The sequence below is a fragment of the Paraburkholderia sp. PGU19 genome (assembly GCF_013426915.1).
In the GTDB taxonomy this organism is placed as follows: Bacteria; Pseudomonadota; Gammaproteobacteria; order Burkholderiales; family Burkholderiaceae; genus Paraburkholderia.
On the sequence record NZ_AP023179.1, the window covers coordinates 1,710,824 to 1,723,896 of the forward strand.

At 62.5% G+C, this 13,073-nt stretch carries 10 protein-coding genes and 1 pseudogene; 6 read left to right on the forward strand and 5 right to left on the reverse strand.

All coding sequences use genetic code 11. The features are described 5' to 3' along the window. Positions 1–426: 426 nt before the first annotated feature. The 4 genes and pseudogenes from H1204_RS07890 to H1204_RS07905 all read left to right on the forward strand — a co-directional run bounded on the left by H1204_RS07890 (position 427) and on the right by H1204_RS07905 (position 4,549). Positions 427–1,527 (forward strand): polyamine ABC transporter substrate-binding protein, encoded by a 1,101-nt coding sequence (locus tag H1204_RS07890; protein ID WP_180730661.1) that lies wholly within the window; start codon positions 427–429, stop codon positions 1,525–1,527. Positions 1,528–1,642: 115 nt separating this feature from the next. Beyond that, positions 1,643–2,806 carry a polyamine ABC transporter ATP-binding protein gene (gene potA, locus H1204_RS07895; protein ID WP_180730662.1) on the forward strand — a complete coding sequence of 388 codons (1,164 nt, stop codon included), beginning with the start codon at positions 1,643–1,645 and terminating at the stop codon, positions 2,804–2,806. Next, complete coding sequence (locus H1204_RS07900; RefSeq protein WP_180730663.1) at positions 2,803–3,732, forward strand: ABC transporter permease subunit; 930 nt, start codon at positions 2,803–2,805, stop codon at positions 3,730–3,732. Before potA ends, H1204_RS07900 begins: the two co-directional genes overlap by 4 nt. Beyond that, positions 3,732–4,549: pseudogene (locus tag H1204_RS07905) on the forward strand (ABC transporter permease subunit). Before H1204_RS07900 ends, H1204_RS07905 begins: the two are co-directional and overlap by 1 nt. A gap of 92 nt (positions 4,550–4,641) precedes the next feature. Here H1204_RS07905 and H1204_RS07910 read toward each other — a convergent pair. Further along, positions 4,642–6,054, reverse strand: a complete 1,413-nt coding sequence (locus H1204_RS07910) for a methyl-accepting chemotaxis protein (protein ID WP_180730664.1) — start codon at positions 6,052–6,054, stop codon at positions 4,642–4,644. A gap of 482 nt (positions 6,055–6,536) precedes the next feature. Here H1204_RS07910 and H1204_RS07915 point away from each other — a divergent pair, with 482 nt between their 5' ends. Further along, positions 6,537–7,310: a class I SAM-dependent methyltransferase gene (locus H1204_RS07915; RefSeq protein ID WP_180730665.1), complete on the forward strand. Its 774-nt coding sequence runs from the start codon at positions 6,537–6,539 to the stop codon at positions 7,308–7,310. A gap of 161 nt (positions 7,311–7,471) precedes the next feature. Here H1204_RS07915 and H1204_RS07920 read toward each other — a convergent pair whose 3' ends face one another. Then, on the reverse strand, positions 7,472–8,965 hold the full coding sequence (locus tag H1204_RS07920; protein ID WP_180730666.1) for an NAD(P)/FAD-dependent oxidoreductase: 1,494 nt from the start codon (positions 8,963–8,965) through the stop codon (positions 7,472–7,474). Positions 8,966–9,165: 200 nt separating this feature from the next. Between H1204_RS07920 and H1204_RS07925 the strand changes: the two genes are divergently transcribed. Beyond that, positions 9,166–9,792 (forward strand): TetR family transcriptional regulator, encoded by a 627-nt coding sequence (locus H1204_RS07925; protein WP_180730667.1) that lies wholly within the window; start codon positions 9,166–9,168, stop codon positions 9,790–9,792. A 53-nt stretch (positions 9,793–9,845) separates the two neighbouring features. Here the strand turns inward: H1204_RS07925 and H1204_RS07930 are convergent, their stop codons facing one another. From H1204_RS07930 to H1204_RS07940, 3 genes are all read right to left on the reverse strand, one after another. Continuing rightward, positions 9,846–11,072, reverse strand: a complete 1,227-nt coding sequence (locus H1204_RS07930; RefSeq protein WP_180730668.1) for a tetratricopeptide repeat protein — start codon at positions 11,070–11,072, stop codon at positions 9,846–9,848. Between the two features lie 121 nt (positions 11,073–11,193). Continuing rightward, positions 11,194–11,874, reverse strand: a complete 681-nt coding sequence (locus H1204_RS07935) for a PspA/IM30 family protein (protein ID WP_180730669.1) — start codon at positions 11,872–11,874, stop codon at positions 11,194–11,196. A gap of 515 nt (positions 11,875–12,389) precedes the next feature. Beyond that, positions 12,390–13,043: a hypothetical protein gene (locus tag H1204_RS07940; protein WP_180730670.1), complete on the reverse strand. Its 654-nt coding sequence runs from the start codon at positions 13,041–13,043 to the stop codon at positions 12,390–12,392. Positions 13,044–13,073: the final 30 nt, after the last annotated feature.

Sequence of the window (13,073 nt, forward strand, 5' to 3'; positions counted from 1 at the left end):
GGATGGTTTGGGGCGGGATGCAATCCGCTTCAGCGGACCCGCACAGCACAGGACGTCGCGATGCAGGAAGCAAGGTTTTTTTCGGGTGGACAGGACGCGATAACCCGATAAAATTGCGGCCAATTTTGCAGCGGCGTGCCGGCCGTGCCGACCCAATGCATGTCGGCGGGACGGAGTGCCGCTGTTTAGCCTCGACAGGCCGCCGATGACAGGCTCGATTCCGGAGTCGCATGGAATCCTCCTGTAAGGCGGAACCGGGCCACGGAGCGCCGCGCTGTACCCTTTGCGCGACATCTGGCGGTTTTTTTTGAATCGGGCATCGATTGATGGTAGTTTTCGGGTTTTTCAAGGGTGGCCGCGGGTAGTGCACAGCGGTTTGAAGCGGGGTCAGCGACCGGTTTCGCGCCGGTCAGAACGGAGAACGGAATGAACAAACGGGTGGTGGGCCAACTGGCTGCGCTGGTACTGTGCGCGACGCCTTTCATGTCGGCGGCGGCAAAAGATACACAACTGAATGTGTACAACTGGTCGGACTACATCGCCAAGGACACGATTCCGAACTTCACCAAGCAGACGGGTGTGCAGGTCAAGTACGACAACTACGATAGCGACGACACGCTGCAGGCCAAACTGCTGACGGGCAATTCGGGCTACGACATCGTCGTGCCGACCAGCAACTACGCGGGCAAGCAGATCGCAGCGGGCATCTTCGCGCCGCTCGACAAGTCGAAGATCCCGAACCTCAAGTATCTCGATCCGGCGCTGATGGCGCTCGTCGCGGGCGCGGACCCGGGCAACAAGTTCTCGGTGCCCTGGGCATACGGCACGACGGGACTCGGCTACAACGTCACGAAGGCGCAGCAGATTCTCGGCAAGGGCGTCGCGCTCGACAACTGGGACATCCTGTTCAAGCCGGAAAACATCTCGAAGCTGAAGGCGTGCGGCGTCTCCGTGCTCGACGCGCCGGACCAGATGTTCGCGGCCGCGTTGCATTACATCGGTAAGGATCCGATGAGCACGAACCCGGCCGACTATCGCGAGGCGCTCGCGATGATGAAGAAGATCCGTCCGTACATCACGCAGTTCAACTCGTCGGGCTACATCAACGACATGGTCGGCGGCGACATCTGCTTCGCCTACGGCTGGTCGGGCGATGTCGTGATCGCGAAGCATCGCGCGGCGGAAGCGAAGAAGCCGTACAAGATCGACTATTACATTCCGAAGGGCGGCGCGCCCGTGTGGTTCGACGTGATGGCGATTCCGAAGGACGCGAAGAACAAGGAAGCCGCGATGGAGTGGATCAACTACATCGAGACGCCTCAGGTCCACGCGGCCATCACGAATGCCGTCTACTATCCGAGCGCGAATACGGAAGCGCGCAAGTACGTCGACAAGGATGTCGCGAACGATCCCGCCGTCTATCCGCCCGCGGACGTCGTCAAGACGCTGTTCCTGTTGAAGCCGCTGCCGCCTGAAATCCAGCGTCTGCAGACGCGGCTGTGGACCGAGTTCAAGTCCGGCCGCTGACCTCGCAACAGAGCCAGTCTGAGCCAGACGATAGTGCAGGAAAGCATCATCATGAAGCCCTCGGTATCCAGCCGGGGGCTTTGTTCGTCAAATGCAGGGAGAGAAGCAGCAGATCATGAGTGACCAGTCGAACGTGCTGGCAGGGGCCGGCGTGTCGTCCTCGGGCAATTACGCCGCTGCGCAGGACGCAGCGGACAATTTCGTGCAGATCGTCGACGTCGTGAAGAAATTCGGCGAGACGGTCGCGGTCAAGGGCGTCAACCTGTCGGTGAAGAAGGGCGAGCTGTTCGCGTTGCTCGGCAGTTCCGGTTGCGGCAAGTCGACGCTCTTGCGCATGCTCGCGGGGCTGGAAACAGTCACGTCGGGCAAGATTTTGATCGACGGCGAAGACCTCGCGCAGATGCCGCCGTACCGGCGTCCCGTCAACATGATGTTCCAGTCGTACGCGCTCTTTCCGCACATGACGGTCGAATCGAATGTCGCGTTCGGCCTCAAGCAGGAAGGCGTGTCGAAGGCCGAGCTGAAGGAGCGCGTGCAGTCCGCGCTCGAGCTCGTGCAGATGGCGCGCTTCGCGAAGCGCAAGCCGCATCAGCTGTCGGGCGGCCAGCAGCAGCGCGTCGCGCTCGCGCGCTCGCTGGTCAAGCGTCCGAAGCTGCTGCTGCTCGACGAGCCGATGTCCGCGCTCGACAAGCAGATCCGCCAGCGTACCCAGATCGAGCTCGTCAATATTCTCGACAAGGTCGGCGTCACCTGCATCATGGTCACGCACGATCAGGAAGAGGCGATGACGATGGCAGGCCGGCTCGCCGTGATGAGCGAAGGCGAGATCGTGCAGCTCGGCACGCCGAACGAAGTCTACGAGTATCCGAACAGCCGCTTCTCGGCGGAGTTCATCGGCTCGACGAATCTGTTCGACGGCAATGTCGTCGAGGACGAGCCGGATCACGTTTACATCGAAACCCCCGATCTGCCCGTGCGCCTGTATGTGAGCCATGGCATCACGGGACCGCTCGGCATGCCCGTGACGATTTCGGTGCGCCCGGAGCGCATCGCGCTCACGCGCAAGCCGCCTGAAGGCGCGTTCAACTGGGGCAAGGGCGTCGTCACGAACATCGCGTACATGGGCGGCTACTCGCTGTATCACGTGAAGCTCGACGCGGGCAAGACTGTGATCGCGAACGTGTCGAGTCTCGCGTTGTCGGAAATCGAAACGCCGACGTGGGGCGATGAAGTGTACGTGCGCTGGAGTGCATCGGCGGGCGTGGTGCTGACATCATGAAAAGCGCGCTGCATTCGTTCATGCGGTGGCCCGTGCGCCGCTTCAATCTGACGGGGCGCACGGCCGTCGTCGCGGGGCCGTTCATCTGGCTGCTGCTGTTCTTCCTCGTGCCGTTCCTGCTGGTCGTCAAGATCAGCTTCGCGGACCTGCAGCTCGGCATTCCGCCGTACACGGAACTGACGACCATCAAGGACGGCGTGATTCACATCGCGCTCGACCTGTCGCACTACGCGTTCCTGTTGCAGGACAGCCTGTACTTCGCGACGTATGTGAACTCGGTGGTCGTCGCGGCGATCTCGACGCTGCTGTGCCTGCTGCTCGGTTATCCGATGGCGTACTACATCGCGCGCTCGAATCCCGCCACGCGCAACATCCTGATGATGGCGGTGATGCTGCCGTTCTGGACGTCGTTCCTGATTCGCGTCTATGCGTGGATCGGCATCCTGAAGAACAACGGGCTGCTGAACAACTTCCTGATGTCGATCGGGCTGATTCATTCGCCCATCGAGCTGTATCACACGAACACGGCCGTCTATATCGGCATGGTCTATTCGTACCTGCCGTTCCTCGTGATGCCGCTCTACGCGCATCTCGTGAAGATGGACCTGACGCTGCTAGAGGCCGCATACGACCTCGGCGCGAAGCCGTGGCGGGCGTTCTGGCAGATCACGCTGCCGCTGTCGAAGAACGGCATCATCGCGGGCTGTCTGCTGGTGTTCATTCCGGCCGTGGGCGAGTACGTGATTCCTGAACTGCTCGGCGGCGCGAACACGCTGATGATCGGCCGCGTGATGTGGAATGAGTTCTTCGATAACGCCGACTGGCCGATGGCATCCGCCGTCACCTGCGCGATGGTGCTGCTGCTGCTCGTGCCGATGGCGCTTTTCCAGTATTCGCAGGCGAAGGCACTGGAGGAGAAGCGCTGATGAAGCCAAATCGTCTATTGCAGTTCATCGCGCTCGCGATCGGCTTCGCGTTCCTGTACGTGCCGATCATCAGCCTCGTCGTGTATTCGTTCAACGAATCGCAGCTCGTGACGGTGTGGACGCGTTTCTCGACGCGCTGGTACGCCGCGCTGTTGCAGGACGAGGAGCTGATCAATGCCGCGTGGCTGTCGCTGCGGGTGGCGTTGCTGACAGCGTTCGCGTCGGTGATCATCGGCACGTGGGCGGGTTTCGTGCTCGCGCGCATGGGGCGTTTTCGGGGCTTCACGCTGTACACGGGGATGATCAATGCGCCGCTCGTGATCCCGGAAGTGATCCAGGGCATTTCGCTGCTGCTGCTGTTCATCGAAATGGGCAAGTGGCTGGGTGGCCGGCGGGTCGCGGTATCTTCACGATCTGGATCGGTCACGTCATGCTGTGCATTTCCTACGTGGCGATTATTGTGCAGTCGCGTGTGCGTGACCTGCATCCGTCGCTCGAGGAAGCGGCACTGGATCTCGGCGCCACGCCGTTGCGTGTATTTTTCTTCATCACGCTGCCGCTGATCTCACAGGCATTGATTGCCGGCTGGCTGCTGTCGTTCACGCTGTCGATCGACGATCTGGTGCTGTCCGCGTTCCTGTCGGGGCCGGGCTCGACGACGCTGCCGCTGGTGGTGTTCTCGCGCGTGCGCCTGGGGTTGAACCCGGAGATGAACGCACTGGCGACGTTGTTCATTGCAGTCGTCACCGTCGGTGTCGTGGTGGCCAATCACTTCATGCAGCGCGCCGAGAAGCGGCGCCTGGCGATGGCTGTCTAGTTCATCGTCGTCGTTTCATATCCTTTGCCGGCGCCTGTGTGGGCGCCGGCAAAGCGAGTCTTCATCAGCGGGCGTGAGCGCGATTCCCGCCCTCAGATTCGATATCCGATCCGCAATCCGCCCCAATGCCTGCCGTTCACGAAAATCGGCGCTGACGCGTCCTTCATCAGTGCATATTCGCCGCCGCCCATGTCGCGCCGATAGGTTTGCAGCAGGAAGCGTTTCGTACTGGTCCCGGCAGCGAGGCCGGTGCGGTCGTTGAATATCCGCCGGTTGCGGCAGTTCGCGGCATTCCAGACGGGGTCGCCACGCTGCGGCTGTGAGAACTTGAGATTGTGGGTGGGCAGGTAGCCGCGTGTGTCGACGGCTGCGCAGAACGCGACGCGCGGATCGAGTTCGAGCATGGGTTCCTGGATCAACGGCAGGACGCGGTCGGTGAGGTCGGTAAAGCGCGTCGTGAACTGCTGCGGATTCGTACCCGGTACGGGTACGTAGCGATCGTCGAACAGGTCGTTCATCGACAGTTCGCCCCGCGCGACGGCCGCTTCGAACAGCTTGCCGACTTTCGCGGCAGCCTGTTCGACGGCTTCGATGAACGGTGTGTCCGCCGTTGCGATGCCCGTGGCAGCCGTCAGTTCGATCAGGTTTTCCGATACGCCGAGCAGATTGCCGAGCCGGTTCTTTGCCTGCACGAAGTTTTCGCCGGAATGTTCGACGTCGGTGGCAATATCGAGCACCTGCGACTCGAATGCATTGCATTGCTCTTCGATTTCACCGGACAGCGTCGCGATCTGGTTTGCCTCTGCATTCAATTGCATGATCGCGTGACCCGTCGAATGCACGACGTCACCGATCATCCGCGTGCCTTCGCGCACCCGCTGTGCGCGGGCCGTGTTCTCGGCGCCTTCGGTAATCAGGCGCTCGGTCTGCTCGGTGAGTTGCGCGAGCGTCGTTTCTATCTGACCCGTTGCCTGCGCGGTTTTCGCCGACAGCGTCTTCACCTCGGCGGCGACCGCCGCAAAACTCTTGCCGAATTCGCCCGCACGCGCGGCCTCGATCGCGGCATTCAGCGCGAGCAGATGCGTCTGGCGCGCGATCAGCGATATCTCCTCCGACACGCTGCTCACGTGCGACAGCGCTGCGCGCAACGCGCCGATCTGGCTCTCGATCACCGTCACGCCTTCCACCAGTCCATGAATATCCGACAGCGACGCTTCGAGCGTCTGCTGCGAGGTCTCGACGTCACCCGCTGCCTGCGCCGTTACCGTGCGCATTTCGCGGGCCGCAGCGGCGATGCGGTGATTGCCGGCGAGCGTCGCCGCCGCCGACTGGCGCAGTGTCTGGCATACGTCGGCCTGCCGATCGACGCGGGTGGCGACTTCTTCGATATGACCGGAGACGTCGCAGATCTCGATGCCGAGCTTCCCCGCCTGCGCGGCGATGTCGCCGACAACGGATAAGGTGCCGCCGCTGTGGCGCCGGCGGCGATTGAAAAAGCCCGTCATGGTCAAGTCTCCTGAACGGCGCGGCGCTGGCGCCCGCCGACCTGGTATCCGTTTAATGTGTGAGAGTTCATGTGGCGAGCAGGGCGACACGCACTGATCGCAATCCGGCAGATGAACTGCGGCACATGAATTGCACTTCGTCTTACACGCTTACGGTTTCTCAACGGCCCCTTACCGAACTGCTTGATAGGGACTATCCCGAAGTCGAATCGGGTACGATCGCCGGTGTCCGCGCGCAAGCCGTGCCGCATGTCCGTCGAATCCGCCAACCAGACTAATGATTGAATCCTTCGCGCGCGTCTCGGGCTGGGAACAGCTGTGGTATCTATGGGAACTGATCGTCATGGTCTGCAAGTTCCTGTGGGGCCTACTGCGTCTGCTGGGCGGCGGCTGAACCTGAAACAGAATGTGATGCACTGTCACGCGTTGCAGGATGAACTGCAGTAAGCTGAAATCCATTTCATCCCGGTAAACCACCACCGATGACCGACGATTCCACCGAGCGCTTCACCGACCGCGTGACCGACTACGTCAAATACCGGCCGGGCTATCCGCGTGAAGTTGTGACCTTCCTGCACGCGACATGCGGGCTCGCCGACGGCGCACGGGTTGCCGACATCGGCGCGGGCACGGGCATTTCGTCGAAGCTCCTGCTCGATGCCGGGCACACGGTCGTCGCCGTCGAGCCAAATCAGGCAATGCGCGCAGCCGCCGACGCATGGCTTGACGGGTACGCGGGCTTCACGAGCGTCGCGGGGACGGCCGAGTCGACTACATTGGACGGCGCAAGTGTCGATCTCGTCATCGCGGCACAGGCGTTTCACTGGTTCGATCCCGCGACAGCGCGACGCGAATTCGCGCGCATCCTGAAGCCGCGTGGGCTGATCGCGTTGATCTGGAATAGCCGGCTACTCGACGCGACGCCTTTTCTTGCAGGCTACGAAGCGCTGTTGCAATATTTCAGCGTCGACTACCAGGCTGTGGCCGAACGCTATGCGGATGACGAATCAATGGCTGTCTGGTTCGGTGACAGGCTTGCTCACAAAGCGCGCTTCGCGAACGCACAGCGGCTCGACTTCGAAGGCGTGCAAGGGCGGCTGATGTCATCGTCTTATGCGCCGAAGGCCGGGCATCCGAATCATCAACCGATGCTGACGGCGCTGCGTGAACTGTTCGATCGTACCGCGCAAGGTGGTACGGTCGAGTTCGCGTATGAGACGCGCGTATATGTCGGATATGCAGAGGACAACCGCTAGACCTGCAACGGAGTGCGTCCGGTAGGGAACTGAGCGAGCGCTCATGATTTGCCCGAATCGGGAACCGGCTTGCGTGTAATGGCGCTTCAGTTCATCTCGCGGGACGCTCGTGATGCCGAGGCGGGCAGCGAGCGACCGAGGCGACAGCGGGACTGTCTGAATTACTCACGCTCCTGATCTGAATACACGTATTCGGCACTGCGCACGCGACGTGTGCGCCGACGGAAATTGAATGTGAAGCGCGGCCAGATTGCCGTGATCTTGCCGCTCTTCGTCTGATACCAGCTGTGGCAGCCGCTCGCCCAGACAGTTCGCTGCATGTCGCGTTGCAGGCTCGCATTGAATGCGCGCTGTACGTCAGCACGAAGATTCATCGTGCGGGCGCCGCGACGGTGCAGTTCGCGCAGGCAATCGGCAATGTATTGCACCTGTGACTCGATCATGTAGATCATCGAGTTGTGCCCAAGGGCCGTGTTGGGTCCGGCCATCATGAAGAAATTCGGAAAGTCCGCGATGCTCGTGCCGAGATACGCTTCGGGTCCGTCGCGCAGCCAGAGCGCACCGAGATCGGCGCCGCCGAGTCCCGTCACGTCAAATGGCGCGCCGACGTCGTTCACCTGAAATCCGGTGCCGAAGATGATCGCATCGACAGGATGATGCGCGCCGTCGGCCGTCACGATGCCGTCATGCACGATGGTGCGGATCGGTGTCGTCACCACGTCGACATTCGGTTGGCCGAGTGCCGGATAGTAGTCGCTCGATAGCAGCACGCGTTTGCATCCCAGCCTGTAGTCCGGTGTCAGCTTGGCGCGCAATGCAGGGTCTTTCACCCGCCGTTCGAGATAGCTGCGTGCGAATTTCATCGCCGGGTTCACCAGCTGCGGATTGACGAAAAATCCGAGGCCGCGCGATTCCATCTGCCAGTAGATCGCGCTGCGCACGCAGCGTTGCGTGAAGGGCAGGTGTGTGAAGAGCCAGCGCGCGCGTTCGCTGACGGGCTTGTCGGGCTTGGGCATGATCCACGGCGCGGTACGCTGGAAGAGCAGCATCTGCGCGACGCGTGGCTGGATTCGCGGGATGAACTGGATCGCGCTGGCGCCGGTGCCGATGACGGCGACCCGTTTGCCTTCGAGCGGATAGTCGTGGTCCCAGCGCGCCGAGTGAAATATCTTGCCCCCGAACGTGTCGAGTCCGTCGATCCGCGGAATCGCCGGTCGCGACAACAGCCCGATCGCAGAGATCACTGCATCGGCCTCGACGGTTTCATGCACGCCATTGCGCGCGATATCGAGCCGCCAGACGAGCCGCGCCTCATCGAAACGCGCGGCCGTTACGCGCGCATTGAACTGCATCGCGCTGTCCACCTGATACTTGCGTGCACAATGCTTCAGATACGCAAGGATCTCGTGTTGATGACTGAACGCGCGTGACCACGACGGGTTCGCTTCGAATGAAAACGAGTACAGATGCGACGGTACATCGCATGCAGCGCCGGGATACGTGTTGTCGCGCCACGTACCGCCCAGGTCGGCCGCCGCTTCGTAGATCGTGAACGAGGTAAATCCCATGCGCTTGAGCCGGATCGCCATGCCGATGCCCGAGAAGCCGCTTCCGATAATCGCGATACGCATCTCAGAACGATGGGGTGAAGGCATGGGTTCAACGCTCCAGCGCATCGTCGAAGTCTGCAAACTCTCCGATGGCGAATAGGATAGAAATTGATTTGTCTACATCCGTCTACGACGGTTAAAGCGCAGGGTAGACAACTGTACACAGCGCGTCAAGATCGTTGTACAGTGCTGGCTCCAAGGCCATGACATTGCATTGGCCGTCATGCGTCGTTAAACGGAAGCTCATGCAATCCGCATCGGAACTGGAACTCGCTCCTGGCAAGCGCAAGCTGATCGAGGCCGCGTTGCGCCTGACAGCGGGCGGCCGCAGCTTTGCGAGCCTCGGCCTGCGCGAGCTCGCGCGCGAGGCGGAACTCAACCCCAACACGTTCTACCGGCACTTCGAAACGCTCGACGATCTCGCGCGCGAAGCCGTCGAATCGGTCAGCCGGCGCCTGCGCCCGATGCTTCGGCGCGAACGGTGGCTAGCCGCGCACGACGAGCCGCATAGCGTGCCGCGCCGCGCGTGCGTCGCTTTCTTTGCGTTTACGCTGGAAAACCGCGAGGCCTTTCTGAGCGCGCTGGCCGAGTATCACGGCACGTCGCCGGTGTTGCGCGAGGCGGTGCGAGTGAACCTGAACGAGGTGTCGGCCGAAATGGCCGAGGACGTCGTGCAGTTGAATCTGATGCCCGTGCTGCCGCGCGAGACCGTCGAGGAAATCTGCACGCAGATCGTGTTGCAGCTTTTCCATCTTTCGCATGAATTCATCGGCAATGCCGCGCAGCGTGAGTCGTTGATCGATTATGCGGAGCGTTTCATCGTCAGGCTGTTCGCGGGCGCCGTCGTTCTCGCGCAGCATGAGGCGCAATGAGAAAAGGGCTCCGTGAGGAGCCCTTCGCGTTTCATACGGACGAGGTGAATCGGTCAGGTGTCGTTCCAGCCGCCCGAATCGTCGTTGCTGCCCATATCGACACCACCATCTCCGCCATCGCTCCAGTCGTTCGAGCCCTGGCCGAAGTCGATCGAGCCGGCATCGTTGCCGCCGCGCTTGCGCGATTCGTCGTCGACGATCACATCGCGTTCGATCACGCGGTCACGGCCTGAGTTGAGCGCTTCGCCGAGCAGCACGCCCGTCAGCAAGCCACCCATGCCGCCGCCAAAACCGCCGCCTTGCTGCACGATGACGGGCGGCTGCTGTTGCTGCGGCGGATACGGGTAGGGCGCTTGCGGATAACCGGGCGGGTAACCTGGCTGCTGGCCGCTGCGTCCGAACGCCTGGTCCGCTTCGCGCGCGTAGGAAGAGTCGCCCATGCCCGCCGATGCGGCAGGCGCCGCATTCGGATCGGGCCGGCCTTCGGCGCGTGCCTTGAGGCTCGCGACCTGCCGTTCGAGGTCTTCGATCTGATACGGCGGCACGGGTTTCTTGCTATTCGACAGCGCTTCGACCAGCTGACGCAGTTGCGTCTCCGCGCCTTCGACTTCGCGTTCGAGCGCTTCATGTCCCGGTGCCGTCGACAGCTTCACGTCGAGCTTCAGCGAGCGCACGTCGTTGAGCAGATCGGTTGCGCGTTTGAGCTGCGCGCGACGGTCGTCGGTGGCGCGCGTGTCGTCCTGCGAGCGCGCGCGGCGCAGCGTCCAGCGCAGGACCAACACGATCGCGCCGATCAGCACGACGATGCCGATCCACATGCCCATCGAAGGACCATGCCGTTCGGGAGCCGGCTGGAACGCCGACGGCGTGGCGGGCGCGGATTGCTGCTGCGCGAACGGATTGTTCGCGCGATGCGTGACGCCACCGGCGCCGCCGCTCACGCGCGCGGCGTCCGAGCGCAGACGCGCTTCCGTCTGCGCGAAGCGGGCGGGGTCGGTGAAGCGAACCTGCGGGTCGAGCGTCTTCGCCTGTTGAAGCTGCGCGAGCGCGTCGGCGGGGCGGCCTTCGCGATCGAGCACCTGTGCGTACAGATAGTGCGCCCGGGCGCTGTCGGGATGCGCCTTCAGCACCTCGTTCAACTGCGAATCGGCTTTCTGCCAGTCGCCCTGTTGAATCGTCGTTTCGATCTGCGTCGCCGTCGGCAACGCAAAGGCGGCGCCAGACACGAGCATCAGCGAAAGCGTCAGGGACACACTGGCTGCTGCGAGGAGTTTTTTCATGATGCGGGCCGGGCGGATTGACGCCCGTCTCCTTGACTATCGAGTTGCCGTGCCGCGCGGCCGTCGTGTCGTAGTACACGGCGCCGCGCGGCACATCGCCTGTTGCGCGCTGATTGCGCGCTTACTGCGCAGGCGTGTCCAGCTGCTTCTTCAGCGCGGCGAGACGGTCGTCGATCGACGGGCCGCGGTTCAGGTCCGCGAGCTTGTCGTCGAGCGCCTTGCCGCTCTTCACGTCGGCCGAGTTCAGCCGCGCGTCGGAACGTGCCGTCGACAGCGCGACCTTGTCCTCCAGCTTCTGAAAGTCTTCAGCAAGATTCTTGCCGCCGATTCCGCCCAGCGCGGTGGCCGCCGTGTCCTTGGCCTCCGCGATCTGCTGCTTGGCCTGCAGGATGTTCGAGCGCGCGTTCAGGTCGTTGCGGCGCTGACGCATATCGTCGATCTGCGTCTTCAACTGTTCGACGGAAGGCTCGAGCGTGGACAGTTCCTTCGCGAGCGCATCGCGCTCGGCTTCCGCTGTCGACTGCGCGCCGAGCGCTTCGCGCGCGAGCGCTTCGTCGCCCGACTGCAGCGCGCGTTTGGCGCCGTCTTCGTACTTCTTCGCCTTGTCGGCGGCCACGTCGCGCTTGCTTTGCTGCGTGGCGACCTGCGCCTGGATCTCGATCAGCGAGTTCTCCGCTTTCGCGATGCTCTCGTCGAGTTCGCGCACGATCTGGCGCGCATCACGCGACGGGTCTTGCACGGAGTCGGCTGCATCGTTCAGGAGACCTTTGACCGTCCGCGTGATGCTGTCAAAAAGCGACATGAAATACCTCCATTGATTGAAATCGACGCTGAATACCCGGCGCATTGAACCTTGTGCGCAACGACGTCGACTGAACATAGTTTACGCCGCCCTGCGCGATGCTGCGGGTCATGCTCCATGCCATCAGACAGCGCCTCTTCGCGCTTGTTGCATGACAGCGGAGCAGACGGACCTGACATCGGGGCGCGCGCACGGAATGCAACACCTGAACGCATATTTAACTTGCCGCGATGCACCCGCTGACGCTTCGCAAACACCGTGCATTCGATGCATGACCGGCTATTCAACAGCTCGCGGATATTACACCACGCGTACCCTTAAAACGGTCTTAAAACGCGATTTCCTGCGCGTTTCAGCCGATGCTTTCGCAATCTTTGCGGCGTGCGCGCGCATACGCAACGTGATGAACGAATCAGCGCCCGGATTTGTCAAATGGCGTGATCGAATTCTTTCGGATAGCCGACGATACAGCGTGCTGCGAGCACGACGTACCCGTGCCATCTAGCGCCGCGAATTCAGGCGAAGTGGCCGCTGCCTTCGGCGGGATCGATACCCGGTTCGCCGTCTTCGTGCGCCCGCTTACGCTTGCTTGCGGCATTGCGCTTCGACGGAAGCAGTGTGGGCGCGCTGGATGGCGCGCGCGTGTCGGTAGCGGCATCGGCGGCATCGTGCGACGCGAGCGCGGCGGCTTTCGCGGCCGTTACGCGTGCGGCAGCCTGAGCGGCGGCAGCGTCGTCGGTGCTGTCGAGCGTAACGGACGCAACGGACGCGACGGGTGTCGCGAGCGCGGCGACGGGGGTGGCGAGATCGATGGGGGCGAGCGGCTCTTGCGGCGTTCCGGAGCCGGCGAAGACGGTATCGTTTTCAGTCGGCGTGCTTTTGCTGCCCGTTGCGGGCGATCGAAGCGCGGCCGGCGTGGCTTGCCGCAGATGCTTGCTCGCGCGCGCGACGCGTTGCAGCGCTTCGTTCAGCGCGTCGGGTTCGCGCGGCGCCCGCAACCGGTCGACGATGCTCGCTGCCTTGACCTGTTCGCTGGTCGCGCCGAAGCTCAGCACTGCGCGCCGCATCAGCTCGCTGACGCTGATGCCGAGGGTCTCCGCCGTCGTGGAGATGGCGCGTTTCTGGGCGGGGCTGACGAAGACGACGATGCGTTCGCTAGGCTTGTTCATAGATCGGCTCGCGTTCTTTGTTGGTGTCGA

Excerpts from the sequence above, each read along its gene's own strand:
- H1204_RS07890 (WP_180730661.1), top strand. The coding sequence starts at position 427 with ATGAACAAACGGGTGGTGGGCCAACTGGCTGCGCTGGTACTGTGCGCG.
- potA (WP_180730662.1), top strand. The coding sequence starts at position 1,643 with ATGAGTGACCAGTCGAACGTGCTGGCAGGGGCCGGCGTGTCGTCCTCG.
- H1204_RS07900 (WP_180730663.1), top strand. The coding sequence starts at position 2,803 with ATGAAAAGCGCGCTGCATTCGTTCATGCGGTGGCCCGTGCGCCGCTTC.
- H1204_RS07910 (WP_180730664.1), bottom strand. The coding sequence starts at position 6,054 with ATGACGGGCTTTTTCAATCGCCGCCGGCGCCACAGCGGCGGCACCTTA.
- H1204_RS07915 (WP_180730665.1), top strand. The coding sequence starts at position 6,537 with ATGACCGACGATTCCACCGAGCGCTTCACCGACCGCGTGACCGACTAC.
- H1204_RS07920 (WP_180730666.1), bottom strand. The coding sequence starts at position 8,965 with ATGCCTTCACCCCATCGTTCTGAGATGCGTATCGCGATTATCGGAAGC.
- H1204_RS07925 (WP_180730667.1), top strand. The coding sequence starts at position 9,166 with ATGCAATCCGCATCGGAACTGGAACTCGCTCCTGGCAAGCGCAAGCTG.
- H1204_RS07930 (WP_180730668.1), bottom strand. The coding sequence starts at position 11,072 with ATGAAAAAACTCCTCGCAGCAGCCAGTGTGTCCCTGACGCTTTCGCTG.
- H1204_RS07935 (WP_180730669.1), bottom strand. The coding sequence starts at position 11,874 with ATGTCGCTTTTTGACAGCATCACGCGGACGGTCAAAGGTCTCCTGAAC.
- H1204_RS07940 (WP_180730670.1), bottom strand. The coding sequence starts at position 13,043 with ATGAACAAGCCTAGCGAACGCATCGTCGTCTTCGTCAGCCCCGCCCAG.